This window comes from Rheinheimera sp. MM224 (assembly GCF_947090785.1).
Classification (GTDB): Bacteria; Pseudomonadota; Gammaproteobacteria; order Enterobacterales; family Alteromonadaceae; genus Pararheinheimera.
Map to the genome: position 1 here is coordinate 115,516 of NZ_OX352320.1, position 24,641 is coordinate 140,156.

Genomic DNA, 24,641 nt, shown 5'->3' on the forward strand with positions numbered 1-24,641 from the left:
ACTGCTGTTTTAGTGCAGTTTTAACCGTGGTCTGATGATTTTGTTGATTTTACCTATCACTGAAATCACTACAGTGCGGAACCAACCATGTAACGCCACCTGGTGCATGCGATACAGCGATATATAAGCCAGGCGTGCGATACGGCCTTCAATCATCATAGCGCCACCGACCAGATTGCCCATCAGATTGCCTACAGTGCCAAAACGGCTCAACGAAATCAGCGAACCGTGATCTTTGTACTTGTAAGGCACCTGAGCTTTACCTGACAAAGCAGCAGTCAGGTTTTTTGCAACATGGCTGGCCATCTGATGGGCTGATTGAGCCCGTGGTGGCACCCATTTATTGTCAGGCAGCGGACAACCTGCACAATCACCTATCACATAGATCTGACTGTCTACACTGCTTTGCAAAGTGGGTAATACCATCAACTGGTTAATACGGTTGGTTTCTAAACCATCTAAGTCTTTTAAGAAATCCGGAGCTTTAATACCAGCAGCCCAGACCATCAATTCTGCCTGTAAATGTTCGTCACCCAGCTGCAGGCCATGTTCATCCGCTGCTGTGACTTTGGTACTGACCCGAACATCTACACCCAGTTTAAGCAATTCCTTGTGCGCTGCTGCGGCAATACGTTCCGGCAGGGCTGGCAGAATACGGGGGCCGGCTTCAATCACAGAGATTTTTAAGCGGTCACGTTTCATATCGTTAAAACCGTACAAATTCAGCTCTGCTGCTGCATGGTGCAGTTCTGCTGCCAGTTCAACACCAGTTGCTCCAGCTCCTACTATGGCGATATTCAGGTTTTCTTTCGGATGCAAAGGTGAGTTCAGCTTTAAATAAGCTTCAAGTAAACGGCGATGAAAGCGGTTGGCCTGTGAAGGGCTGTCGAGGAAAATACAGTGTTCCTGCACACCCGGCGTATTAAAGTGATTTGACACACTGCCAATGGCAAGCACCAGATAATCGTAGTGAATACGACGCTCTTCCAGCACCACTTCACCACTTTCATCCAGTACAGCAGCCAAGGTTACCTGACGTTCTGCTCTGTTCAGGCCGGTAAAGGTACCGAGTTGAAAGTCAAAGCCGTGAGCTCTGGCATGAGCACGATAGGTGACCTGATCAATATCCACATCCAGCGTGCCTGTTGCTACCTCATGCAGCAAAGGTTTCCAGATATGAGTGGAGTTTCTGTCTATCAGGGTAATAGCCGCTTTGCCCTTACGGCCAAATTTATTACCAAGGCTGGTTGCCAGTTCCAGTCCACCGGCACCACCACCAATGACTACGATCTGCGGGGTTGTCATCTGCTTTTTCTCACATAAAAAAAACCGGCAACAAGGCCGGTTTGAGGGTTAACTATTTTTTTGCCGTTTCATCGACTCAAAAAACTCGTCGTTGGTTTTAGTCATCGACAGTTTATCGATCAGGAATTCCATGCAGTCTGTTTCATCCATTGGGTGCAGAATTTTGCGCAGGATCCACATTTTTTGCAGCTCTTCCGGCGATGCCAGCAGCTCTTCGCGGCGGGTACCAGAGCGATTAAATTCAATAGCAGGGAAAATACGACGTTCAGCAATTTTACGAGACAGGTGTAATTCCATATTACCTGTACCTTTAAATTCTTCGTAAATTACTTCGTCCATTTTCGAGCCGGTATCGACCAAAGCTGTAGCAATAATGGTTAAGCTACCGCCTTCTTCCACGTTACGGGCTGCACCAAAAAAGCGTTTTGGTTTGTGTAAAGCGTTGGCGTCCACACCACCTGTTAATACCTTGCCTGAGCTTGGGATCACAGTGTTGTAAGCACGTGCTAAACGGGTGATAGAGTCGAGTAAAATGATCACGTCTTTTTTGTGTTCAACTAAACGCTTGGCCTTTTCGATCACCATTTCAGCAACCTGAACGTGACGGCTGGCAGGTTCGTCGAAGGTAGAAGCTACTACTTCGCCTTTAACCAGACGTTGCATCTCGGTCACTTCTTCCGGACGTTCGTCAATCAGCAATACCATCAACACACATTCAGGGTGGTTAGCCGCAATAGACTGGGCAATGTTTTGCAGCAGTATAGTTTTACCGGCTTTTGGCGGTGCAACAATCAAACCACGCTGACCACGACCAATAGGAGAGGCCAAATCCAATACACGGGCTGTGATGTCTTCTTTACTGCCGTTACCACGTTCCATCCGTAAACGGGAGTTAGCGTGCAGCGGCGTTAAGTTTTCAAACAGAATTTTGTTACGTGCTTGCTCAGGACGACCGAAGTTGACTTCGTTCACTTTCAGCAATGCAAAATAACGTTCGCCTTCTTTTGGCGGGCGAATTAAGCCAGAAATGGTGTCACCAGTACGCAGGTTAAAGCGTCTGATTTGGCTTGGTGAGACGTAGATGTCGTCCGGGCCAGCCAAATAGGAGCTGTCAGAAGAACGTAGGAAACCGAAGCCATCGGTTAGGATTTCAACAACGCCGTCACCAAAAATCTCTTCGCCGTTTTTGGCGTGGGATTTTAAGATAGCGAAAATAATGTCTTGCTTACGTAAGCGGGCCATGTTTTCCAGGCCCATAGACTCGGCTAAATCAACCAGCTCGTTAATCGGCTTCAGTTTTAGTTCGGTTAAATGCATATGATGGGTTCTTGTTGGTCAAACAGAATTAAATTGCTTGCCGCTGATTAAAAGGAAGTAGGCTTAGGTTTAGTCAACGGAAAAGCGTGGTTACAGGGATTTGTTGCTGCGTTACACATTAGCAGGATAATTTTCAGTCGTCCAGCCGTAAAAAACAAAAAGGCGTATAAAAATACGCCTATTTGTGATTGACTTAGATGTTGCTGTCTAAAAACTCTTTTAACTGAGTTTTAGATAAAGCGCCAACTTTCGTCGCTGCAACCTGACCGTTTTTGAATAACAGTAAAGTTGGGATACCACGAATACCAAATTTTGGTGGTGTGCCAGGGTTGTGGTCAATGTTGACCTTAGCCACTGTTACTTTACCTGCGTATTCTTGCGCGACTTCGTTGAGGATAGGTGCAATCATTTTGCATGGACCACACCACTCAGCCCAAAAATCGACCAGGACAGGGGCAGCAGCTTTTAACACGTCGGCTTCGAAGCTGTCATCTGACACCTGCAGAATATGTTCACTCATTTCATTCTCCAATTGCTTTGGGCATAACTATAAAAAAGTATTGTCAATTTTATCCGGACTGTTTCTTATTGCAAGCGTAACGGTTATGCTTAGCGCGTATGAATAAAACACACTTAACTCAGCATAAATTTGCCGATTTCGCATTGGCTCCACAGGTTCTTGCCGCTTTGGCCGCGCAAGGTTATGACCATTGTACTCCAATCCAGGCTCAATGTTTGCCTCTTGCGTTAGCTGGCAAAGACATTGCGGGCCAGGCACAAACAGGTACTGGTAAAACTCTCGCCTTTCTGACGGCAACTTTCCATCATTTGTTAACCCATGAGCCAAAGGCTAAAGGGCAACCTCGTGCCATCATTATGGCTCCTACGCGTGAGCTGGCTGTTCAGATCCATCATGACGCTCAAGCCTTAGCTAAAACTTCAGGTTTAAAGCTTGCTTTGATTTATGGGGGCGAGGGTTACGATTCTCAACGCCAATTGTTGGAACAAGGCGCAGATATTTTAATTGGCACCACAGGTCGTTTAATTGATTACCTGAAACAAGGCCTGTACGACCTGTCACAAATTCAGGTGGTGGTACTGGATGAAGCCGATCGCATGTTCGATTTAGGCTTTATTAAAGATATCCGTTTTATGTTCCGTCGTATGCCGCCAGTGACTGAACGTTTGAGCTTATTGTTCTCTGCTACTTTGTCTTACAAGGTGCAGGAACTGGCGTTTGAGCAGATGAACCAGCCCGTGCATATTCATGTGGCGCCTGAACAAATGACCGGCTCACGTATTTCTGAAGAATTATTTTATCCGTCAGACGAACACAAAATGAAATTGTTGCTGACGCTGATGGAAGAAGAGTGGCCGGATAAAGCCATTGTTTTTGCTAATACCAAACACAGCTGTGAAGACATTCACGCCTGGCTCGAAGCCGATGGTCATCGTGTTGGTTTACTGACAGGTGATGTGATCCAGAAAAAACGTTTACGTATTCTGGAGGATTTCACCAGCGGTAAACTGGATATTCTGGTCGCGACAGACGTTGCCGCCCGCGGTTTGCATATTCCTATGGTTAGTCATGTATTTAACTACGACTTGCCAGACGATTGTGAAGACTATGTACACCGTATTGGCCGTACTGGCCGTGCCGGTGAAAGTGGCAAAGCCATCAGTTTTGCCTGTGAGCGTTATGCACTGAACCTGACGGCTATTGAAGACTATATTCGTCATGCTGTTCCAGTCACTCAATACGATACTTCTGCGTTGCTGGAAGATTTGACCGTGCCAAAACCACGGGTCAGACGTCGTCCGGGTCAAGCTCGCAGTGGTGGACGACCTAATCAGAATGGGCCAAGAAACCCACGTAGCCGCCCGCGCTAAGTCTATGGACGGCGCAGGAAAGCCGACACAGCATAATGATATTTATGCTGTGATCGATCTCGGCTCCAATAGCTTTCATATGTTGATGGTGAAAGTGGTTGGCGGTAGCGTCCAGGTGATAGGCCGGGTCAAACGTAAAGTGCGTTTGGCCGCAGGTTTAAACGACAGTTTAGTCTTAAGCAAACAAGCCATGACCCGGGGTTGGGAATGCCTGGCTTTGTTTGCTGAACGTCTGCAAGATATACCTTCTGCAAATATCCGTATTGTTGGTACAGCCACACTTCGATTAGCCCGTAACGTCAAAACCTTTCTGGTTGAAGCTGAAGCTATTTTAGGCCAGCCTATTCAGGTGATTTCCGGCGAAGAAGAGGCCCGTATTATTTATCTGGGGGTAGCTCATACCTCCAATTGTGATTCGAACCGTCTGGTGATCGACATAGGCGGCGCTTCAACTGAAATAGTGGTAGGTCAGGGCTTTCAGCCTATTTTATTGTCCAGTCTGAATATGGGCTGTGTCACTTTTCTTGAGCGTTATTTTGAAAATAACGAATTAAGTGAAGCCAACTTTAATGCTGCTATTGCCGCTGCAGAGCGGGAAATTCGCACTATCAGTGCTCAGTACCTGCAGCAGGGCTGGCAAAATGCTGTAGGCGCTTCAGGCACTGTGCAGGCGATGCAGGAAATCTTAGTAGGTCAGGGCAAAGATGAAGTCATCACCTTGCCACGACTGGAGGCCATTATGCAGCAAGCTTTGGCTTGTGGTCATATGGACCAGTTGAATTTACCCGGCTTAGCTCAGGAACGTAAACAGGTATTCCCTTCTGGTTTAGCTATTTTAATAGCTCTGTTTCGGGTGCTGAATATCAGTGGCATGACCTTATCCGGCGGTGCTTTACGCGAGGGCGTGTTGTACAGCATGTTACCGCAGTTGCAGCATCAGGATGTTCGTGCCCGCACTATGCAAAGCATGATGGTGCGTTATTACATTGACCAGCAACATGCAGAGCGTGTGGCTGATATGGCCGCTACTTTGGCCGACCAACTGCATCAGCAATGGAATCTAGCCAGTTTCGAAGGTTTAGCTATGTTGCGCTCAGGTGCTTTATTGCATGAGCTGGGCCTGTTGATTGAATACAAAAACCATCACCACCATGGCGCTTACATTATTAGCCATGCCGAACTGCCAGGTTTCACCCGAGCTCAGCAGCAGTTGCTGATGGCTTTGGTGTACAACCACAGAGCCGATATTCATAAAGAAATTCTGTCGAAACAAACCATGACCTCAGTGTTGCTCGCTGTGCGGTTAACCCGTTTATTGCGGCTGTCGGTGATTTTATCGATGCGTCGTCGTCACGAAGTCTTGCCTGAAGTGCAAATCACAGCACAAGCTGAAGCTTTGACTTTAACTTTGCCTGCAGGCTGGTTGGATCATCATCCACTGATGCGTGCCGAGCTGGAACAGGAAATGCTGTATCAGCAACAGGCAGGCTGGCAGTTGGCTATAGAATAAAAAAGGCCAGAGTTTTAGCTCTGGCCTCTGAATCACTAAACTTAGTTTAACGTTTTAATCTTCTGCTTACCGGCACTAACAACAGCATCAGACTGAACCAGCCTAAACTACCACTGCTTTTCTTTTGTGGTGCTTTCAGCGCTATGTTGACGGTTGCTGTGGCTGTGCTTTCATCTTCTGCACTGATGGCTTTTAATTGCAGAACTACAGTGCTGTCTTGTTGCACTTCTGGCGCCTTCAGACTCACAGTGCCTGTTTTATCTCCGCTCAAGGTGACTGTTGGGCCTGAAGTTTGAGTCCACTGGTAGCTAACCGCTTCAGTTCTGCTGCTAACTGCTGCAACAGTGACTGTATCACCGGCTTTTGCAGTCAGACTGGCATTGCTCTGACCGTTAATGCTGAGCTTCAGTTCAGCCAATACCTTCACTGTAGGTGCTTGGATAACAGCTGACATATCGTTTTGCTGATACTGCAGCGACCAGCTAATGTCGCCCAGTCGTGTTGCATTGTCAGGGGTTAAGGTCAGATCAATAGTCTGAGCTGCGGCACCTGCGGCTTGCGTCAGTTCGATGCTGTTGTCATTCACTGTTGCGCCTGACAAGGTCCAGCCTGCTGGCAATTGAGCCTCTAACTGCAGCGTCCTGGCCTGTCCTGAGCTATTGGCCGCAATCTGCAATTGATAGCTTAACGCTTTGCCCGCCAGTTCAGTGGTTTTGCTGCCGCTCAGTTTTACTAAGCTCTGTTGTTGTTGCAGGTTGATTTGCAATACAGAGGCCAAGTCACCTTGCGGATTGGTCAGTACTGTATCCGCTATCCACAATTCATCTGTGTCACTTTCCGGTAACTGCCAGTCCAGCTTAACGCTGTATTCAGTAGCAGAAGACGCCACAACAGTAGCTTGCAGATTGTCAGGCTGTTCTGCACTGTCGGATTGCGCAACACTGATTTCTATCTGGTCAGTGGCGCCCGGCGCACTACCCTGGAAGTTATGTATAGCAAGCCAGTAGCTGCCTGGTTCAGGTAAGGTCAGATTACAAAGTTCATTGTTATCTGGTTCTGCACTGGTACAAATCAGTCCATAGAATTCTTCGGCGTCAGGGCGACCATTCAGATTTAAATCCCGGCCTATATAAAAATCCAGATCCTGAGTGGTGGTTTTACGTACAGCCACATGCAGCCTTTGTGTATCTGACGTCACTTGCAACGGAATTGCATGGGTGAAATCAGGGATTCTGGCCCAGTCATTGCCCGTTGGTTCCGTCATTGGAGCTTTCAGTTCAAAGCTGTATTTTTGCGCTTTGACCAAGCCAATATTTTGCACTTGCAGTTCTGCAGGTGACGTAGCTGAGACAAAACCTGACACCAGGGCGGAGCCAGAGCCCTGTTGTGCTGTCAGTATGCTTTGCTCCGGGCCTACACCCGCTTTAAATTTAACAGACACAGGCATTTTCAGCTTCTGCTGGCCTTCAGTCAGTACCAATGAAGCAAATTGCCAGCCGGTTTTACTTTGAGCATTAAAACTTGCCGTAATCACCAGTTGCTGTGATTCACCTGCAGCTAAGCTGAAGCTTGCCGGGCTGACACTGATATCCATAGCGCCCTGAATCATTTCCGCACTGCTCTGCCAGCTACCTAATTTGGTGGCTGTGACTGTACGGGTCCAACTGCAACTTAATAAACAGTCTGCTTGCACTAAGCTTGGAATGTTTAATTGAGTTGGATCGCCACCCAGCTTTGGATCTTCAGCCAGATACTCATCTTTGCTGACATCTAACAACAAGCCTGCTTTAGCGGCTTCATGCACCTGCACCATGCCAGCACCCATTTCAAAAGGCGTGGCTTGTTCTGTGGTGCCATCCAGATTATCGTCCTGACGTACAGCAGTATTGGCGGTCAACATTAAAGCGGATTGGGCCTGAGCTGGGGTCCAGTCCGGATGCAGGGCTTTTAATAAAGCCAAAGCACCGGCCACATGAGGGCTGGCCATAGAAGTACCATCCAGCATGCCGTAGTCGGCTTCGGCTTTGGTATTGTTAAAAGGCTGGTATCTGGCGAAGGCGGCATAAATACCCACACCTGGTGCTGATAAAGCTGGTGTCAGGTAGCTGTCATAAGGCAATGCCGGACCACGTGAAGAAAAACCACCTAAAATGCTGCCTTTGCTGGCATCCTGGGTCATTTCAGATGCGCCTATATTGACCTGAATACCTGCTGTCGTAAGTTCGGCTAACAGCACCGCACCATCAGCTATGCTCAAGTGAATGGCAGGTAGGGAATGCAGGTCGGCATCTACTGTATTTGCACCGCCTTCAACGTTAATCAGCACCATACCCAAAGCACCACCTGCTTTGACATTACGGCCTTTTTCGACCCGTGCTATTTCGCCACGGCGACAGACTACAATTTTGCCGTCAAAGGTGCCTGCAGCAAAAGGCTGCATACAATTACCATCACCAGCTGTACTGGCATCCACTAACAAACCGCTGACAGCGGAAGTGGCACCTTTGCCTGTCAGAGTGGCTCCACTGGGTAGGCTGATAGTCTTATCGGTAAAAGCACGATCATGAGTGGCAGCAGCCACAGAGGTCAACCAAGGTGCGTTGCCTGGGCTGCGCACAGTGCTGGCGTCCGGGCCTGAGTTACCTGCCGATGTTGCTACATGCAAACCAAAAGCTCTGGCATTTAAAAAAGCCAAAGCTTGAGTTGAGTTCCATGGATCTTCTACAGGTCCACCGACCGAGTAGTTGATCACTTGTACGCCATTCATAATGGCATGTTCAAGTGCCTGAATAGCCAAGTCTGGAAAACAGCCGACTAACCCATCGTCGGCCTGACCTGGGAAACAAACCTGGTAGGAAACGATATTGGCATGAGGAGCAACACCGCTGACCATAGGGAAGCGGAACTCCGCCTCATCTCCGACTGGGTTAATAGCTGGCACCTGACGCAACTCATTACCTGCCACAGTAGAGGCAACATGGCTGCCGTGACCGTTAAAGTCATAACCTATCTGAGTACGCTCAGCCAGGTCAGCGTATTTAGGGTCCAACAAAACAGGGTACTGATTAATAATGGCCGGGAAACTAACCACCCCAATCAATTTATCATTGCAGTATTGGGCATACAGCTGGCAGTCGCCCAGATAGTTACCTTCACCTAACGGGTTTTGGTGGTCGTATCCATCAGCGCCAATATCGGCAAAACTCGGGTGATCGGTGTTAATACCAGTATCCAGAATACCCACTATAACGTTTTCACCCTTAGTGGCGGTAACTCCTTGCTCACCTGCCCATACTTTGGCGGCACCAATGTAGTTGGGGCCAGAGTCTGTCATCAGATAATGCATTTGGCGTTTTTCTACTCCAGCTATGCCTGGTTGCTTAGCGAGTAGTTTTGCGGTGTCTGCATCCATCTTCACCACTGCAGCGTTGACGCTGTACTGGTAAGTGGTCACTGTCTGCAGTGGACGTTTTAGCGCTTTGCTGGCCTGCTGCAACTGAGAGTGTTGTTGACGCTTTAATTGTTGCACATAATTTTTGCTGCCGGCGGATTTGGCGTTGAGCGTACCTTGAGTGGCTAAGGCTGAATTGGCCAGAGCCGGCGCAGTAAAACGGACAAAATAGACATCATCGGATGCAGCAGACAAGGCTTTCTCTGTCGCTGCTGTCACTTTGTTAAGTTTATTGGGCAGCGCATCATCACTGACGGTCTGCGCTGCTAATAACGGGCTTATGGCCGCTATTGCTAAATAAAAACTTTTGTATTTCATAAACTAACCTTTGTTGTTTGTGGCTCCCACTGGGAGCCTTTGTCGGATTCAGTTAAGCGGATCGGCGTTGACCTAAGCGCATAGCACCAGCTATTGCCATCAGTACTAACCACAAATAATTGATACTGCCGCCAGAGCTTTTCGCCGGAGCTTCAGGTACTGTCAGTTTCAGTTCGGCCGTGGTTTTATGGTCGCCATCTGCAGCTGTGATAGTAATAGTGCTGCTTTGTGAGACTGTGCCATGTAATAACTTTTGTTCTGCGTTGTACTTTAAGCCTGCGGGTAAAGCGCTCAGGCTCAACGTCACACTGTCGTTATCTGCATCACTGAACCAGTTTTGCAAAGATACAGACAGCTCCTGATCGGCCGTGAACTGGTAGCTGGTTTGCGCTGTGCTGGATAACTGCGGGGCGTTGTCGTTGAGGTTTTGTAATTTGATGGTCACTGGTACTGCAGATGAGTTGATATCATCCCCCAAACGAGCCTGTACTTTAAAGGTCAACTCAGATTGAGTTTCAAAGTCCAAAGTGTCGGCATTGGCCACCAACAATTCGCCTTCAGGAGTTAGTCTGATTGGACTGCCTGGTAACACATCCACCATCGCCAGCAAGTGCTTACGATCAGATGCCAGCTCTCCACCCTGAGCAAAATAGCCAAAGCTATCCAACTGAATAAAACCCAGACTGGTGCCTGTTGCGGTATGTTCTGTCGTCAGGAACTGTTGGCCTGCTCTTGGGGTTGCAATAGAGCTTTTTGCATCACCCAGTTTGATATCAGCCACTAGACTAAAGTTGGAATCCAAAGCCATCAGCATAAAGCCTTTGCCACAGGTATAGCCAAAGCCGCAGTAACCTTCATTGATGCCAGTAATGGTGGCGGATTCGCCCGGAGCTAAACTCAGGCGTTCAGTGTAAACACGTTCAGGTTCAGCTACAGGCGCTGGGCTTAACAGTACCCGGTTGGACTGATTATCGGTTTTTTCAATCAGATTACCAAACCAGTCATATTCATAAGTAATATGAATTGCACCCATGTTGACAGGGTTAAACTGCATGATGGGTTCATAAGCTTCCGGCATGGCGTCACGGTCTGTGCTGACGATATAACCTAAGTTATGATTTAGATCCTCTGGAGTAATACCCCAAGGCTCCAGCTCTTCCAGGCAATATTCAACCACTACATTGCTGCTATCGCTGGTAAAACGGACAGGCAATTTAGTAGGTTTATAACGACCGTTTGGATTATTAAAATCGTATTCCATGCTCAGGTCAGTGTAGTAACCCAAAGGTTGACCTGTGGTGAAATCGATACTGACAAAACCACGTAACACTACGTCTGCATCCGTTCTGTTGGTTAATGCCTGATTGGCCGGCAGAGTGGCATTATTGGCTGTAAAGTCGTGTTTTAAAATTTCCCATGCCACTAAATCGCCACCACGCTCGACATAACTGCCGATTGCCAGCTCTTTAGGTTGGAAAAAGCTGGTGGCTATAGAGAACTTCTGACCACTGCTGCAACTGGCTTCGGGAAACACGCCGTTACCTACAGCTTTAATTACAGCCCCCTCAGATTCCTGCAGATGCACAGGCATAGCTGTTCGTTGTCTTAAGGTCGGGTAAACCGCATATTCGACAGTTTTATCCGAGGTATTTTTAAAGTCCTGAGCTAATGCTTTATAAGTGTCAAAGTACTTAGCAGCTATAGTGGAGCGATGCCCATCTAACGACAGATATTCTGTAAAACTTGTATAGTTTTTTTGAATGTCGGCTTTAGTTCTGGCTCGAACCTGCCACGCCAATTGACTGGTCGGCTGGCCTTCACTAGTCAATTGAATATAACCATCCAGTTCAGTTTCACGCCATTTTTCAGCACTGTAATCTTCGCTCGTCAGCATAGGCCAGTTGGCCAGTAAAGCAGAGTTGATCGTTAAGCTGACAGGAACTAAGGTGGAGCGGCCTGCTTCTATAGTGATAGTGGCAGCATGTTGCCAGCTTAAAGCTTTATGGCGTTCCGGCTGGTTGGCATTGATTGCAATTTTGTAGGTCAAAGCCTTGTCGGTTAAATTACGCAGATAAATATGCCGTGTCAAAGTGGTGCTTTGATGAGCTGGCACTTCCTGTAAACCAAAATTAATACCGGTTTGGCTGGTGTCAGCATCCCAGGCTAATAAAGGGCTTTGTTGTGCTGCTGCTACATCTACCACACCATGGCCAATCCAGCTGACTTCAGCCTGAGCCGCGCCGTCTGGTGTCATCACTGTTGAGTTTGCTGTGGTGCTGATCAGCGATTTCAGCTCCACACTGCTTAACTTAGGGTGCTTGCCTTTTAGTATGGCTCCGGTCGCAGCCGCATGAGCCGCAGCATAAATAGAACCTTGATCTGTTGCAGTGGCCTCACCTGCACCTACGGCTGCGCCTGTAATATCTTTGGCTGTTGCTATGACGTCAGGTTTGAGTAGTTCCAACTCGCCACGCACAGGGCCGTGTGGTGAGTTGATATCAATTTTTATTATGTCGCCATCGTTATAAGAAGAGCCTACAGCTAAAGCTGCCGGTGCTGTTGCCTGATAAGGAGTGGCAAAGCGATTCGATGATTCAAATTCACCCTGAGCGACGACCACTAAAGAGCCGGTGCTGGCGGCACGCTGAATAGCCGCGGGGTAGAGAGAAAGCTGGTCGCCGCTAAAGTCTTTCTGACTATATACGCCATGGCCATAAAACTGAAAATCCAGCAAAATTACATCGGCTTTATCAGATAAATCGCCATCACCATTTGGATCTAAAGCCCATTCTAGTGCCCGTGTGAGGATCGCATGGTTAGGCCCTGCCAGATAAGCAATCTCGCCATCTTCTGCCATAATGTTGTACATTTTTCCTGCACGAATTTCTGCGGCAGGCGCTAGCTGGTGGATATAGGAGGCGAGCAAAGTGCCACGGCCTGTCGGATAACGGCCTTGCCCCGGAACTTCATACACCAGATCCGATTCGATAGGGTTATCGTCATAACCAAAGCTGAAATCCGGATGGTCAGAAATAAAGTCCCGGCCTGAGGTCACCACTGCGGTTGGGAAGCCTTTGTATGGAGCCCCCGCATTTTTAATGGCTTGCTGATAAGCTTCGGCTGTGCCGGCGCCCCCTAATAACTTGTGAGTGTAATCCACGCCTGTGGATAACACGGCGATGGTGACCCCTTTGCCACCATCCTCGCCTGCTAACGCGGCCGGCAGTTCTGCGGATGCAGCAAATTTATGCAGCTGTTGTGGAACAGGTTGCGTGCTAAGCAACTGAGCATTCAACGCTGGGTCAAGTTTGCTGACTTTTTTTACAGCGGCAAAATCAGCAAGCTGCGCTGCCTGCTGTTCAGACAACTCAACAGAGACCTGATTACCAAACAGCACACTTTGTGCCAGCACTTTGACTTGGCCAAACTGGTTTTTCATCTGGTCGATAAATTGTGTCTGTTGTTTTTTGATGGCCTGATGTTGAGCTTTATCTACCTGGCCTTGCTGTAAAGCGCTGTCGAGTTTCAGTTCAATGGTATAAACAGCGATAGCATCTGTGGCTGTAGTCGTGGTTGCAAAAGGCTTATGTTCTGACTGAGCCGGCAGATGAGCCGTCGCCGCCAAAGCAGGAGTTGACGACAGCGCCGCCAGTATAGCCCCCGCCAGACTGTGAATAGTTCTTGGCATGGAATCCTCTCTGAATTGTTACACCTGGAATTAGGGTTTTTTAGTTATTTTTATGTCTTTTATGGGCAACCTGATGTGACCGGAAAATGACAGTTTGACGCTAACAAAACTGCAGTTCATGGCTCAATAGAGGTATTCTCAGTTTTCTGTCGAATATATATCTTTTAATTATCTATTCTTTATTTATCAATTGGTTAGTTATTCCATTTTGTGGCTATGCCAACACTTATTAACGGCATAAAACATTGGGTTACAGACATTAACAATATGGCGGGTTGGGCGGATTGACACTATGTCCGGCGCTGTTATACAAGTGCAGAAACCTATTAAAAAATAGTATTAAGTTTGCGCCTTTATGACAGGATTTTATGTTGCTCGATTTACCTGATGTAGTGCTTGGAACTTGTCTAATCCAACACGATAACCACAAAATTTCCGGACCACTTACCGAAGTGCAACTGCCCGCCCGGGTGTTTGAAGTATTGCAGTATTTAATTCAGCATCAGGACAGGGCTGTTAGTCGGCAAGAGCTTATTCAGCAGATATGGTCAGGCAATGATGCTGTAGGGCAGAAAGGCCTGACCAATGCGATATGGCAGTTACGTAAAGCTTTTGAGCAGGCTGGGGCAGAGCAGGAGTTGATACTGACCATTGCCAAAACCGGTTATGAGTTGGCACTAAAGCCACAGTATGCCAGCCCTGAGTACCTTATAAGCCAGATTAAAAGTGTAGCCTCTCCCAGGCGATGGATTTGGTGGCTGCTCGGTTTAAGTATGGTAGTGGTTATAGTGATCTTGTGGTTCAACCGACAGCAACCAGCTCAGATTGAGACTGCACTAAAACCTGATATCCGGCCACGCCAGCTCACCTCTATGCTGGGAGTGGAGGAGATGCCAAGTTTTAGTCGTGATGGCCGTTATATGGCCTTTATGGCGGATATTTCTGGCCAGGCTCCTGGCATCTTTCGGCTGGATTTACAACAGATGAACAAAGCAGCTGAACCTTTAACACCAGAAAATCAGTATGCAACAGCGCCATCTTGGTCGCCTGATCAACAGCAATTGGCTTATCTTGCTGTAGAGGGCAACGACTGTCAGGTGCAGCTGCTGGATTTAAACTCGAAGCAAACAGAAACCTTAGCCAATTGTTTTCATCAGAATTTGCAAAACACCTTGTCCTGGTCTGCCAGCAGCAACATGTTGGCCTTTGCTGCGGTCAATGAACTGGGGGGCGTCAGTATTCAGGGACGGGATATGAGTACTGGTCGCATGGAGCGATTATCATCCCCCCGTGCTGATACACAAGATTATCCACTGGCTTTCGCCAATCACAGTGCACAGCTTGCTTATGTTCGTCAGACCAAACATCTGGGCATGATTTATCTTCGCCAAAGCGATGGTAGCAGTAGAGCCTTAACTAAAGATCCTTTGTATATCTATTCTCTGGCCTGGAGTCCGGATGACAGATTTTTGTATTTCAATAGTGTCTGGCAAGGTGAATTGTCGATTTTACAAATCTCAGTACAAACAGGGCAAATAACACCGCTGTCTTATGTCAAAGCGCCTGGGCGTATTGCCGTAAGGCTAGGGCCACAACCTGAGCTGGTGTATACCCAATACAATAGTGAAGAGCAGCTTTACCGGATTAGGGTTGGGCAAGAACCTGTATTAATGCCCAAAACTTTAGGGCGTGAACTCTACCCTGAATACACAGCCGCTTCAGACCAGCTGTTGTTTATGTCCAGCCGTAGCGGTCGTTTTGATTTATGGCATTCTGATCTGGCACAAACCAAAGTGCAGCGGGTACATACCACTGAAGAAGGACTAGTGGATATTGCCAGTCTGGCTCCGGATGGAGAGCATTTTGTAGTGCCTGCGCGTCGCAGTGAAAAAGAAGTCCTCCAACTTTACCTCGGCACCTTGTCAGGTTCAGACTTTAAGCCAGCCAGCGAAAAGCCTTTTGAAAGCCAGCATGCCAGTTGGAGCAGAGACAGTCGTAGTTTATATTTCAGCTCAAATATCAGTGGTGATTGGCAGATTTGGCGTCTGGATTTGCAATCAGGCATTTCGCAGCAACATACAGTTAAAGGTGGCATTTTTGCCCGTGAAGCACCGGATGGCCGATTGTTGTATGTGAAGGCTTTAACGGGCGGTATTTGGCTTCAGGATCAAAAAGGTGGCGAACAACTGCTGGTGCCACAGTTGGCTGAAGTGGATTGGGGTAATTGGTTGGTGGATGAAAAAGGTATTTATTATCTGCAACGTTTGCCTGAAGCGGACTTGTGGATGTTTAAAGCCTGGGGGCAAAGTACCAGCGTAGAGTTATTCCGAGTCCCTGGGCGCAGTATTAAAACCAGCCGCTCGGTAACAGCTGTAAGTGAGAGGGAATTTGTAGTGTCTATGTATGGCCGCAGAGAAGCAAACTTGATGGCTGTGCCATTGATTGCTCAGTAAATGAATCGGGTCAGAATGAACTGACCCGATTTTATTTTAATTACTTCTGTTGTAGCCAAATGGCCGCTTTTTTCGCGAAGTAAGTCAGGATGCCATCGGCACCAGCTCGCTTAAAGGCCAGCAAGGATTCCATTACAACAGCCTCTTCGGCCAGCCAGCCGTTTTGAATCGCGGCCATATGCATAGCGTATTCGCCGCTGACCTGATAGGCAAAAGTCGGCACTCCAAATTCGTCTTTCACACGGCGCACTATATCCAGATATGGCATACCTGGTTTTACCATCACCATGTCAGCGCCTTCTTCCAGATCCAATGCTACTTCACGCAAGGCTTCATTGCTGTTGGCCGGGTCCATCTGATAAGACTTTTTATTGCCGCCTTTTAAGTTGCCGGCAGAACCTACTGCGTCACGGAAAGGGCCATAATAAGCCGAAGCATATTTGGCCGAGTAGGCCATAATTTTGGTATTCACAAAACCTTCGGCTTCCAGCGCTGAACGGATAGCGCCAATACGACCATCCATCATATCTGATGGCGCAACTATATCCGCTCCTGCTTCGGCGTGAGACAACGCCTGCTTTACCAGAATATCGCTAGTGATGTCGTTGAGCACATAACCTTCATCATCAATAATGCCGTCCTGACCATGAGTGGTAAAAGGGTCTAACGCAACATCAGTGATCACACCAAGTTCAGGCACATGTTGTTTTAACATTCGTACTGCACGCTGTGCCAATGCTTCCGGGTTATAAGCTTCTTCCGCCAAAAGTGATTTTTTCTCAGCGGCTGTGACAGGGAATATCGCAATAGCAGGAATGCCTAAAGCGACCAGCTCTTTAGCTTCTTCGAGCAATAAATCCAGCGATAAACGTTCAATACCAGGCATTGACGGAATCACCTGACGCTGATTTTCGCCTTCAACAATGAACATCGGATAAATCAAGTCATCTACGGTCAGATGATTTTCAGCCATTAAACGACGGCTAAAATCAGACTGACGCATACGGCGTAAGCGACTGGCAGGGAAGTATTCGTTAAACTGACTCATCTGGAGTCTCCTGATTCTGTGATCACTGAATGAGACAAGGTTGAACATACCACCTTGTTTCGACCTTCATTTTTCGCCTGATACAGAGCTGTGTCTGCGGCCTGAATATAATCGGCACTGACGCTGCTGATTTCAGCTACTGCTGCGTAACAGCCGATACTGACACTGATAGACAGCTCCAGCTCTTCATGTTTAATGCGATGGTTAGCCAGACAAAGTCGTACTTGTTCAGCCAATACCATGGCACCTTCTTTATCTGTGTTTGGCAAAATGATGGCAAATTCTTCACCACCGTAACGGCACAGATGATCGGTGCTGCGTTTTAGCTCTTGCTGCAGGCAGTTGGCTACTTCTTTAATCACCAAATCACCCACTAGATGGCCATGGTTGTCATTGAAGGCTTTAAAGTGATCAATATCGATCATCAATAAACCTAAAGTGCTGCGCTCACGGCGGCTACGCTTAATTTCAGCACTGAGCTTCTGATCAAAAAAGGCTCTGTTGCGCACCCCGGTTAGCGCGTCACGGGTGCTTTGTTGTTCCAGCAGTTTGTTTTTATCCGCCAGCTCAGTCAGGGTAATTTGTAGTTCAAGGGTGCGTTGCTGAATACTGTCTTCAAGCTGATCAGCGACATTCAGCTGCCATTTTTTTTGCTGCAGATAAAACAGCAACCAGGCTAATGAAGCAGTCAATACAGCGCCGATGCCGAAGCCTATTAATAACTGCTGCCAATGCAGCTGTAGCCATTGCATCATAAATAGTGCTCATCTGCTGTGATCTGAAACAGGGTCAGGCTGTTTCTCCTGCTATGTAAAGCGATGTTATCAAGGCTATGGCCTGTGATATGAGCAAACTGCGCCGCAACTGCCGGCAAATAGGCTGGTTCGTTCCGGCTTGATTTAGGTTTAGGGGCAATAGTTTTAGGCAATAAAAAAGGCGCGTCAGTTTCAAGTATCAATCTGTCTAATGGCAAATAACGGACAGCGTCCATTAAACTCTGCCCGCGTTTTGTGTCACATAACCAGCCGGTTATACCAATATAAAGGCCTAAATCCAGATAGGTTTTTAATTGGGAGCTGTCACCCGTAAAGCAGTGCGCTATGCCACTTAAGCCCGGGTGATTTTTTAACAAACTGATTTGGATTGGAAAGGCATCACGTTCGTGCAGATAAACAGCTTTGTTGAGTCGTGTTGCTACAGCTAATTGAGCCTCAAAAACTTCGATTTGTTGTTCTGGAGTTGAAAAGTTTCTGTTGAAATCCAGACCACATTCACCTACAGCGACAACGTGCGGGTCCTGCAACAGGCTTTCCAGGTCGGCTACCCATCCGGCGGATACTCCGGCAGCCTGATGAGGGTGCACACCTGCAGTGCAATACAGGGATGGAACATTCGAACAATACTGGATATTCAACTGACTTTCGGCCAGATCGCTGCTAATTAGCAGCATTTCCTTGATATGGACATCTCTGGCTTGCCGCACAACATCGTCGCGATCGCTGTTAAAGCGATCGCTGAATAAATTGATGCCAGCATCAAACCATAGCGGCATATTACTTTTCACGTAATACTCTGGTCTTGCGGTTTGTGCCTTCTTTATTCATAAAGAAAGAGCCTAACAAACCACGCTCGATGATATAAGTGCTGCCTGGTGTGGCGGTGAAGATATCTTTTGAAGTCTGGCGCCAAACCTGGCCATTATCAAAAGTGAAAATCATCATGCCCTGGCGGTTGGTTTCAACACTTTGTAACACCAACTCCAGGTTTTTAATCTCAACTTCTTCTTTAGCCGCTTCAGCTTTACGTTCCAGACCAAATTCTTCTTTAGTTGGCGCGACAGGGGCAACATTCACAGTCTGAACAGTGTTTTCGCTGCCGGAAGTGCTTTTCACATAAGCGCTAGCTGCTGCTGTGTTCATTTTGTCATAGCAAACTAACCTTTGCAGGTCATTGCCTATGCTACGGCACTGCTCCAGCTGTTGGGATAAATCTGCCGCATACAAAGCGGGAGCAAACAAAGCCAACATCACAAGCGCTTTTTTCATTCTATTTTTCCTCATTAGACACTTCGTCTGGATCTGATTCAACTGGCACATAAAAACGGCTAAGCCATACACCCAATTCGTACAATAAACACATCGGGACCGCCAGTAGTGTCTGGGATAATACATCAGGCGGTGTCAGCAACATACCGATAATAAAAGCAAAGACAACAAAGTAAGGGCGCTTTTCAACAAGTTGCTGACGAGTGACTGCACCTGTCCATACTAATAACAATACAGCGACCGGAATTTCAAAAGATAAACCAAAAGCGAAAAAAAGTTTTAAAACAAAATCCAGATAGCTGCTGATATCAGTCGCTATAGTCACACCTTCAGGCGCTACGCTGGTGAAAAAACCGAACACGATAGGAAATACAATGTAGTACGCAAAAGCGATACCACAGTAAAACAACAAGGTGCTGGAGATAATTAGCGGTGCGACCAGATGCTTTTCTTTTTGATACAAAGCTGGTGCGACAAACAACCAGATTTGCCACAGCATATAAGGCACGGTCAGGCAAAGCGCGACAATAAAAGTCAGCTTGAAAGGCGCAAAAAATGGTGCAGCAACATCTGTTGCTATCATAGAGGCGCCAGTAGGCAATACAGCCATTAAGGGCGAAGCCATCAGGTGATAAATATCTGCGGCAAAATAAGCCAGAGAGATAAATACTAACAGCACCGCTACTACTGTGTTTAACAGGCGACGTCGCAGTTCAATCAAGTGCCCTAACAGGCTGTTAGGATTTGTGGTTTTTGTCATCTGTTACTACTGGATCCGATGCAATCGAAGGAAGGGGAGCTACAGGTTCTGCTGGCAGTACTTGTGGTTGTGCTGTTGTACTGGCTGCCGGATAAGGATTGGTCACATCAGCTGCAGCCTGGCGTAGCTCTGCCATGGCTTGCATTTCTTCGGTGGTCAAATTTAACAAGCCTTTTTCTTCGGCTTGTTTCAGCTTATCGTGCAGTTCCTGAACCCGTAACTCGTCATTTAATTCAGCCTGCATTTGCTGGCCAAATTGCTTAACGCTGCGGACAAAACCACTGACACTGCGAATAGCTCCAGGTAATCGCTCCGGGCCTAAGACCAGCAGAGCAACTACAGCTATGACTATTAATTCCCAAAAGCTCATTTAGCGTTGTTCAGGCGTTTTTGGCTGATCAGCGCTGACTGGGGTTGAGTCTTTTACTTCAGCTTTAATTTGTGGCTGCTGCGGCTGAACAGCTGGGGCTGCTGGTTCTACAGTTTCTTCCGGATCTTTCACCGAATTGCGGAAACCTTTAATTGCTGAACCCAAATCTGTACCTATACTGCGCAGACGCTTTGTGCCAAACAGCAGGACAATAATCACCAGGATGATCAATAACTGCCAAATACTAATGCCACCAAAACCCATGTTATTCTCCTTCGGTTTTCAAACTGCTTCAACGAACCTCTTGGTCCGTCAGTTAATTTTTAAGGCAAAACCCACTGCGACCAGTGCAAGTCCCGCCGCTGTTATAGACCAGCCAGATGTCAGTAATAAGACAGCTGCTAATAAACTACAACCTGCCAGCACAGCGTGAGCCAGTTTTTTAGTCTGGTTATGTTGTTGCGCCTGTACTTGCTGCAATTGAGCTAACAAGTGAGCTTGTTGTTTTGGACCATGCTGCAAGTAGTGATGCAACAAACCCGGCATTTCCGGCATTTTTTCCGCCCAAAATGGTAAATTGGCTTTGATTTCGCGCCATAAGGCCGCGGGTCCCATCTGCTGTTTGACCCAGTTTTCCAGAAATGGTTTGGCGGTTTGCCATAAATCCAATTGTGGGTATAACTGGCGGCCCAGACCTTCAATATACAACAGAGTTTTTTGCAACAATACCAGTTGTGGCTGAACCTGCATATTAAAACGACGGGCTGTATTAAACAGATTAAACAGCACCTGACCAAAAGAGATGTCCTGCAGTGGTTTTTGGAAAATAGGTTCACACACAGTACGGATGGCACTTTCAAATTCCTCAACGCTGGTATCAGCCGGCACCCAGCCTGAATCTACATGCAACTGAGCAACTTTTAAGTAGTCGCGATTAAAGAAGGCAACGAAGTTTTCTGCCAGATATCGTTTATCTTCTTTGTTTAAGGTACCGACTATGCCGCAGTCTATACCAATGTATTTCGGATTGTCTGGTGTTTCAAAGGACACAAAAATATTACCCGGATGCATATCGGCATGGAAAAAGCTGTCACGGAATACCTGAGTGAAAAAGACTTCGACCCCACGTTTGGCCAGCAATTCCAGATTGGTGCCTTGAGCGCGCAGTGCTGGTAAATCCGACACCGGAATACCATAAATCCGTTCCATCACCATCACGCCCAGTCTGCTGTGGTCGGCGTAAACATAAGGGATATAGAGTGAGTCTGAGCCTTCAAAATTACGTTTGAGCTGAATGGCATTAGCTGCTTCACGTTGCAAATCCAGCTCATCCAGAATGGTCTTACGATACTCTGCCACAACTTCTTTCGGACGTAATCTTTTGCCATCCGGCAGGTAACGAGCCACTAAATCAGCCAAAGCATCCATCAATTCTAAATCGGCCAGAATTTGAGGTCGGATATCAGGCCGAATCACTTTAATCACTACGTCAGCCAAAGTACCGTCGGCTTGTTTTAGCTGAGCGCTATGTACCTGTGCAATAGAAGCTGAAGCCAGTGGTGTTTCATCAAACTGTTCAAATAAGTCGTCAATTTGTTGTAAACCTAATTGCTGAATAATCAGCTGCCTGGCCTGATCGCCCGGAAAGGCTTCCACTTTGTCCTGTAACTTGGCCAGCTCATCAACCCATTGCTCAGGAAATAAATCACGGCGGGTAGATAACATCTGGCCAAACTTGACCCAAACCGGTCCCAGTTGCTGTAAAGCCAAACGTAAACGAGCCCCTTCGGTTTTATCCGGGTGTTGGTTTTTTAACCAGAAGGCAGAACTGCGTGCAGCGCGGAAATACCAGGGTTGCCACTGCTGCGGGATCAGCTGCTCCAGTCCGTAGTGCAGTAAGGTTTTTAAAATGTGGTAAAAACGGCGCAGACCCAAAATTACTCCTGCCTGAAGGCGTGATGGCGACTTAACTGTTCCAGCCGCGCTTGCAACTGACTGACGTCACGGCTGAACTGGTTCATTTCGGCTTGTGTGGGGCTTAATGCAAGTTCATCCTGAGCCAACTCAAGGCTGGCTTGTTCCAGTTGTTGTAATTGCGCCTGAATGTAGAGCTGAAGTTGTTTTATCGCAGTCGCGACTTTATGCGCGAGTGCATCACCTAACCAACCGGATAGCTGCTGCTCCCAGTCAGGGTTCAACTGTTGTAACAGAGTACTGAATTGCTGAGCGACCTGGAGATCACCTTCAATCTGCAGCTTATCCTGCTTAATTAAGCGGGTGAGCAGACTAGGATCGTTGAGCTTTTGTAAAGTGGCGAGGTCCGTCACTATGACGCAATCAACTTTTTCATTGTGCTGGTTCAATAATAAAGTGTCTGCTGTAGCCGACAAGACAAAACGCCAGGGCAATTCCTGTAACTGCAAAGCCAGTTGTTTGCCTTGTACTTTTTGCAATAAAGCAGGGGATGCAGGATCCATAGCCACTACTTTGTGCAGCACTTTTTCTAAAGTAGCGCAGATCAGTTGTGGCACTAAACTCAACATCAGAATTTATAGCCTTTATGCAGGGCCACTATGCCGCCGGTCAGGTTGTGGTAGCTGACATGCTCAAAACCAGCAGTTTCCATCATCTGTTTCAGCGTATCCTGATCCGGATGCATACGGATAGATTCCGCCAGATACTGGTAACTTTCTTTGTCGTTCGCCACCAAACCGCCTATTGCTGGCAACAACTTAAAGGAATACAGGTCGTAGACTTTACTTAGCCACTCGTATTCAGGTTTGGAGAATTCCAGTACCAATAAACGACCACCAGGTTTGAGTACTCTGAACATAGAACGCAAAGCGGCATCTTTGTCTGTGACATTGCGCAGCCCAAAACCTATGCTGATGATATCAAAGCTATTATCAGCAAAAGGCAAAGCTTCGGCATTGGCTTGTACATAGTCGATATTATTGACTAAACCTAAGTCGCGCAGCTTGTCGCGTCCTACATTAAGCATGGATTCGTTGATATCGGCCAGAATGACTTTGCCAGTGGGGCCTACTCTTTTAGAAAACAGTGCGGTGATATCACCAGTACCACCTGCTAAATCTAATACCTGATGGCCAGGACGCACGCCACTGCAGTCGATGGTAAATCTTTTCCACAACCGGTGAATGCCTAAAGACATCACATCATTCATCAGGTCGTATTTGGCAGCAACAGAATGAAATACATTAGCGACTAGAGAAACTTTTTCTGTTTGCTTTACGGTTTTAAAACCAAAATGAGTGCTATCAGGTTGCTGGTCAGTCATAAAAAGCCTTTGGCTGTTCTTAGTAAACTAAAGTGGCGCTAGTGTAAAAGATTCGGCGGCTCACGCCAACTTATCCTGCAGTTTTATGCTGTGTAGACTGTTTCAGATCAACTTACGGCAAAGTCAAAAAAGCTTTCAGCATAACAATGGCCATTGAGCATAATTTGTAAGTGGTGCTGGCCCGGATAATGTTTGCGAGTGGTTAAGTCGATAAAGGACTGGCGCCGTTCAAACTTTATGCTCTGGCCTGTCCATACTTTATTGCTTAGCTGAAACACTTTGTAATTCAGCTGGCCTGATTTTTTCCGGTAACCAATTTTGTATTCCAGTCGCAATCTTGCCTGAAGGTCCGCCGGACCGGACAGCTCAATCATAAAATGCAGCGGTTGTTGTGCAGAGACCTGAGCATTGATCATCTCTAAGCTCAGTTGCAACGGTAGTTGCTGTAAACCATATAAAGCCAAAGCTCGTGGATGCGCCTGTTTCAGTAAACCCCGTAACGCATGTCTGATAATCCAGTCTGTGACCCTATGCTGACCAAACCAGCTCTGTGCTATATCCAGCACTAACTCCGGATGATCTTTACTGATGTCATTTAAATGATTCGCTACGCTGCGCTGTACATAAGGTTCAGCATCTGTTTTAAGCTGATGCAGGATGGGTAACAAGGGCGCCGGATCTTTTTTATAGGCTTTTAATGCCATGCCCCATGGCAAACGAGGCCTGGAGCCTTCACTGGCCAAACGGCGCAAATGCAAATTGTCGGAACTGGCCCACAGGGTCATCTGCGCTAAAGTGAGTTCAGGATAACGTTGGAAAAAAGGCCGGATAGCGAACTCAGCTGTAGAAAAGCAAGTGAAATGAGCTAAGGCGTGAAATGAGGTTTGTGGGTCGTCCAGGCCATAAATTTCTACATAGTCAGCAAAAACAAAACCCTGCAGACCGGAAAAATGGCCGCTGACCGGGAGCAACACTTGGATGGCGTCGGGATAAGCTAAATTCAGGCTGCTATGTAAGGCGTGGCTCACCCGACGAACTCTGGCTTTGAGCTCTGACTGATCCCAATCGGAACCTTGAGTTTGCTGCAGAAAGTGGTTTATATCAAAAGTAGCGGAGTAGCGCTGACATAATGCAGCAAGTTGCCGCAAAAATGCCGGACTAAACAGGTCTTTTAGCTGGCTGGCCATA

19 protein-coding genes are annotated in these 24,641 nt (G+C 47.3%); 3 read left to right on the forward strand and 16 right to left on the reverse strand.

All coding sequences use genetic code 11. The features are described 5' to 3' along the window. Positions 1-9 precede the first annotated feature (9 nt). The 3 genes from OM978_RS00550 to trxA all read right to left on the reverse strand — a co-directional run bounded on the left by OM978_RS00550 (position 10) and on the right by trxA (position 3,142). The gene (locus OM978_RS00550) at positions 10-1,305 is read right to left on the reverse strand and encodes an NAD(P)/FAD-dependent oxidoreductase (RefSeq protein ID WP_264344606.1); all 1,296 of its coding nucleotides are present in this window, start codon (positions 1,303-1,305) and stop codon (positions 10-12) included. Between the two features lie 48 nt (positions 1,306-1,353). Next, positions 1,354-2,622 (reverse strand): transcription termination factor Rho, encoded by a 1,269-nt coding sequence (rho, locus tag OM978_RS00555; protein WP_233009933.1) that lies wholly within the window; start codon positions 2,620-2,622, stop codon positions 1,354-1,356. Between the two features lie 193 nt (positions 2,623-2,815). Next, positions 2,816-3,142, reverse strand: coding sequence for a thioredoxin TrxA (gene trxA, locus OM978_RS00560; protein WP_046518974.1), 327 nt, complete (start codon positions 3,140-3,142; stop codon positions 2,816-2,818). A 98-nt stretch (positions 3,143-3,240) separates the two neighbouring features. On the opposite strand from trxA, the gene rhlB reads away from it, so the two are divergent. Continuing rightward, on the forward strand, positions 3,241-4,512 hold the full coding sequence (gene rhlB / locus OM978_RS00565) for an ATP-dependent RNA helicase RhlB (protein WP_264344611.1): 1,272 nt from the start codon (positions 3,241-3,243) through the stop codon (positions 4,510-4,512). Continuing rightward, entirely contained in the window at positions 4,478-6,022 is a 1,545-nt protein-coding gene (gene gppA, locus OM978_RS00570) for a guanosine-5'-triphosphate,3'-diphosphate diphosphatase (protein WP_413690779.1), read from the forward strand. Before rhlB ends, gppA begins: the two co-directional genes overlap by 35 nt. A 46-nt stretch (positions 6,023-6,068) precedes the next feature. Here gppA and OM978_RS00575 read toward each other — a convergent pair whose 3' ends face one another. Both OM978_RS00575 and OM978_RS00580 read right to left on the reverse strand, forming a co-directional pair. Further along, complete coding sequence (locus tag OM978_RS00575; RefSeq protein WP_264344613.1) at positions 6,069-9,791, reverse strand: S8 family serine peptidase; 3,723 nt, start codon at positions 9,789-9,791, stop codon at positions 6,069-6,071. Positions 9,792-9,843: 52 nt separating this feature from the next. Next, positions 9,844-13,479, reverse strand: coding sequence for a S8 family serine peptidase (locus tag OM978_RS00580; RefSeq protein ID WP_264344615.1), 3,636 nt, complete (start codon positions 13,477-13,479; stop codon positions 9,844-9,846). Positions 13,480-13,847: 368 nt separating this feature from the next. Here OM978_RS00580 and OM978_RS00585 point away from each other — a divergent pair, with 368 nt between their 5' ends. Further along, positions 13,848-15,932: a winged helix-turn-helix domain-containing protein gene (locus OM978_RS00585; protein ID WP_264344617.1), complete on the forward strand. Its 2,085-nt coding sequence runs from the start codon at positions 13,848-13,850 to the stop codon at positions 15,930-15,932. Between the two features lie 40 nt (positions 15,933-15,972). Here the strand turns inward: OM978_RS00585 and hemB are convergent, their stop codons facing one another. From hemB to OM978_RS00640, 11 genes are all read right to left on the reverse strand, one after another. Continuing rightward, complete coding sequence (hemB, locus tag OM978_RS00590) at positions 15,973-16,980, reverse strand: porphobilinogen synthase (RefSeq protein WP_264344619.1); 1,008 nt, start codon at positions 16,978-16,980, stop codon at positions 15,973-15,975. After that, positions 16,977-17,735, reverse strand: coding sequence for a GGDEF domain-containing protein (locus OM978_RS00595; protein ID WP_264344620.1), 759 nt, complete (start codon positions 17,733-17,735; stop codon positions 16,977-16,979). Before OM978_RS00595 ends, hemB begins: the two co-directional genes overlap by 4 nt. Beyond that, positions 17,732-18,544: a TatD family hydrolase gene (locus OM978_RS00600; RefSeq protein ID WP_264344621.1), complete on the reverse strand. Its 813-nt coding sequence runs from the start codon at positions 18,542-18,544 to the stop codon at positions 17,732-17,734. The genes OM978_RS00595 and OM978_RS00600 overlap by 4 nt, the downstream gene beginning before the upstream one ends. Continuing rightward, positions 18,534-19,025 carry a hypothetical protein gene (locus tag OM978_RS00605; protein WP_264344623.1) on the reverse strand — a complete coding sequence of 164 codons (492 nt, stop codon included), beginning with the start codon at positions 19,023-19,025 and terminating at the stop codon, positions 18,534-18,536. The genes OM978_RS00600 and OM978_RS00605 overlap by 11 nt, the downstream gene beginning before the upstream one ends. Before the next feature lies 1 nt (position 19,026). After that, a complete protein-coding gene (tatC, locus tag OM978_RS00610; RefSeq protein WP_264344625.1) occupies positions 19,027-19,785 on the reverse strand; it encodes a twin-arginine translocase subunit TatC in 759 nt (252 codons plus the stop codon). Then, positions 19,763-20,155, reverse strand: coding sequence for a Sec-independent protein translocase protein TatB (tatB, locus tag OM978_RS00615; RefSeq protein ID WP_264344628.1), 393 nt, complete (start codon positions 20,153-20,155; stop codon positions 19,763-19,765). Before tatB ends, tatC begins: the two co-directional genes overlap by 23 nt. Next, positions 20,156-20,419, reverse strand: a complete 264-nt coding sequence (gene tatA / locus OM978_RS00620; RefSeq protein WP_264344630.1) for a twin-arginine translocase TatA/TatE family subunit — start codon at positions 20,417-20,419, stop codon at positions 20,156-20,158. Between the two features lie 48 nt (positions 20,420-20,467). After that, complete coding sequence (ubiB, locus tag OM978_RS00625; RefSeq protein ID WP_264344632.1) at positions 20,468-22,090, reverse strand: ubiquinone biosynthesis regulatory protein kinase UbiB; 1,623 nt, start codon at positions 22,088-22,090, stop codon at positions 20,468-20,470. Positions 22,091-22,092: 2 nt separating this feature from the next. Continuing rightward, positions 22,093-22,698, reverse strand: coding sequence for an SCP2 domain-containing protein (locus OM978_RS00630; protein WP_264344633.1), 606 nt, complete (start codon positions 22,696-22,698; stop codon positions 22,093-22,095). Next, on the reverse strand, positions 22,698-23,453 hold the full coding sequence (gene ubiE, locus OM978_RS00635) for a bifunctional demethylmenaquinone methyltransferase/2-methoxy-6-polyprenyl-1,4-benzoquinol methylase UbiE (protein ID WP_233009912.1): 756 nt from the start codon (positions 23,451-23,453) through the stop codon (positions 22,698-22,700). Before ubiE ends, OM978_RS00630 begins: the two co-directional genes overlap by 1 nt. 107 nt (positions 23,454-23,560) lie before the next feature. After that, positions 23,561-24,640 (reverse strand): DNA alkylation repair protein, encoded by a 1,080-nt coding sequence (locus OM978_RS00640; RefSeq protein WP_264344635.1) that lies wholly within the window; start codon positions 24,638-24,640, stop codon positions 23,561-23,563. Position 24,641 lies beyond the last annotated feature (1 nt).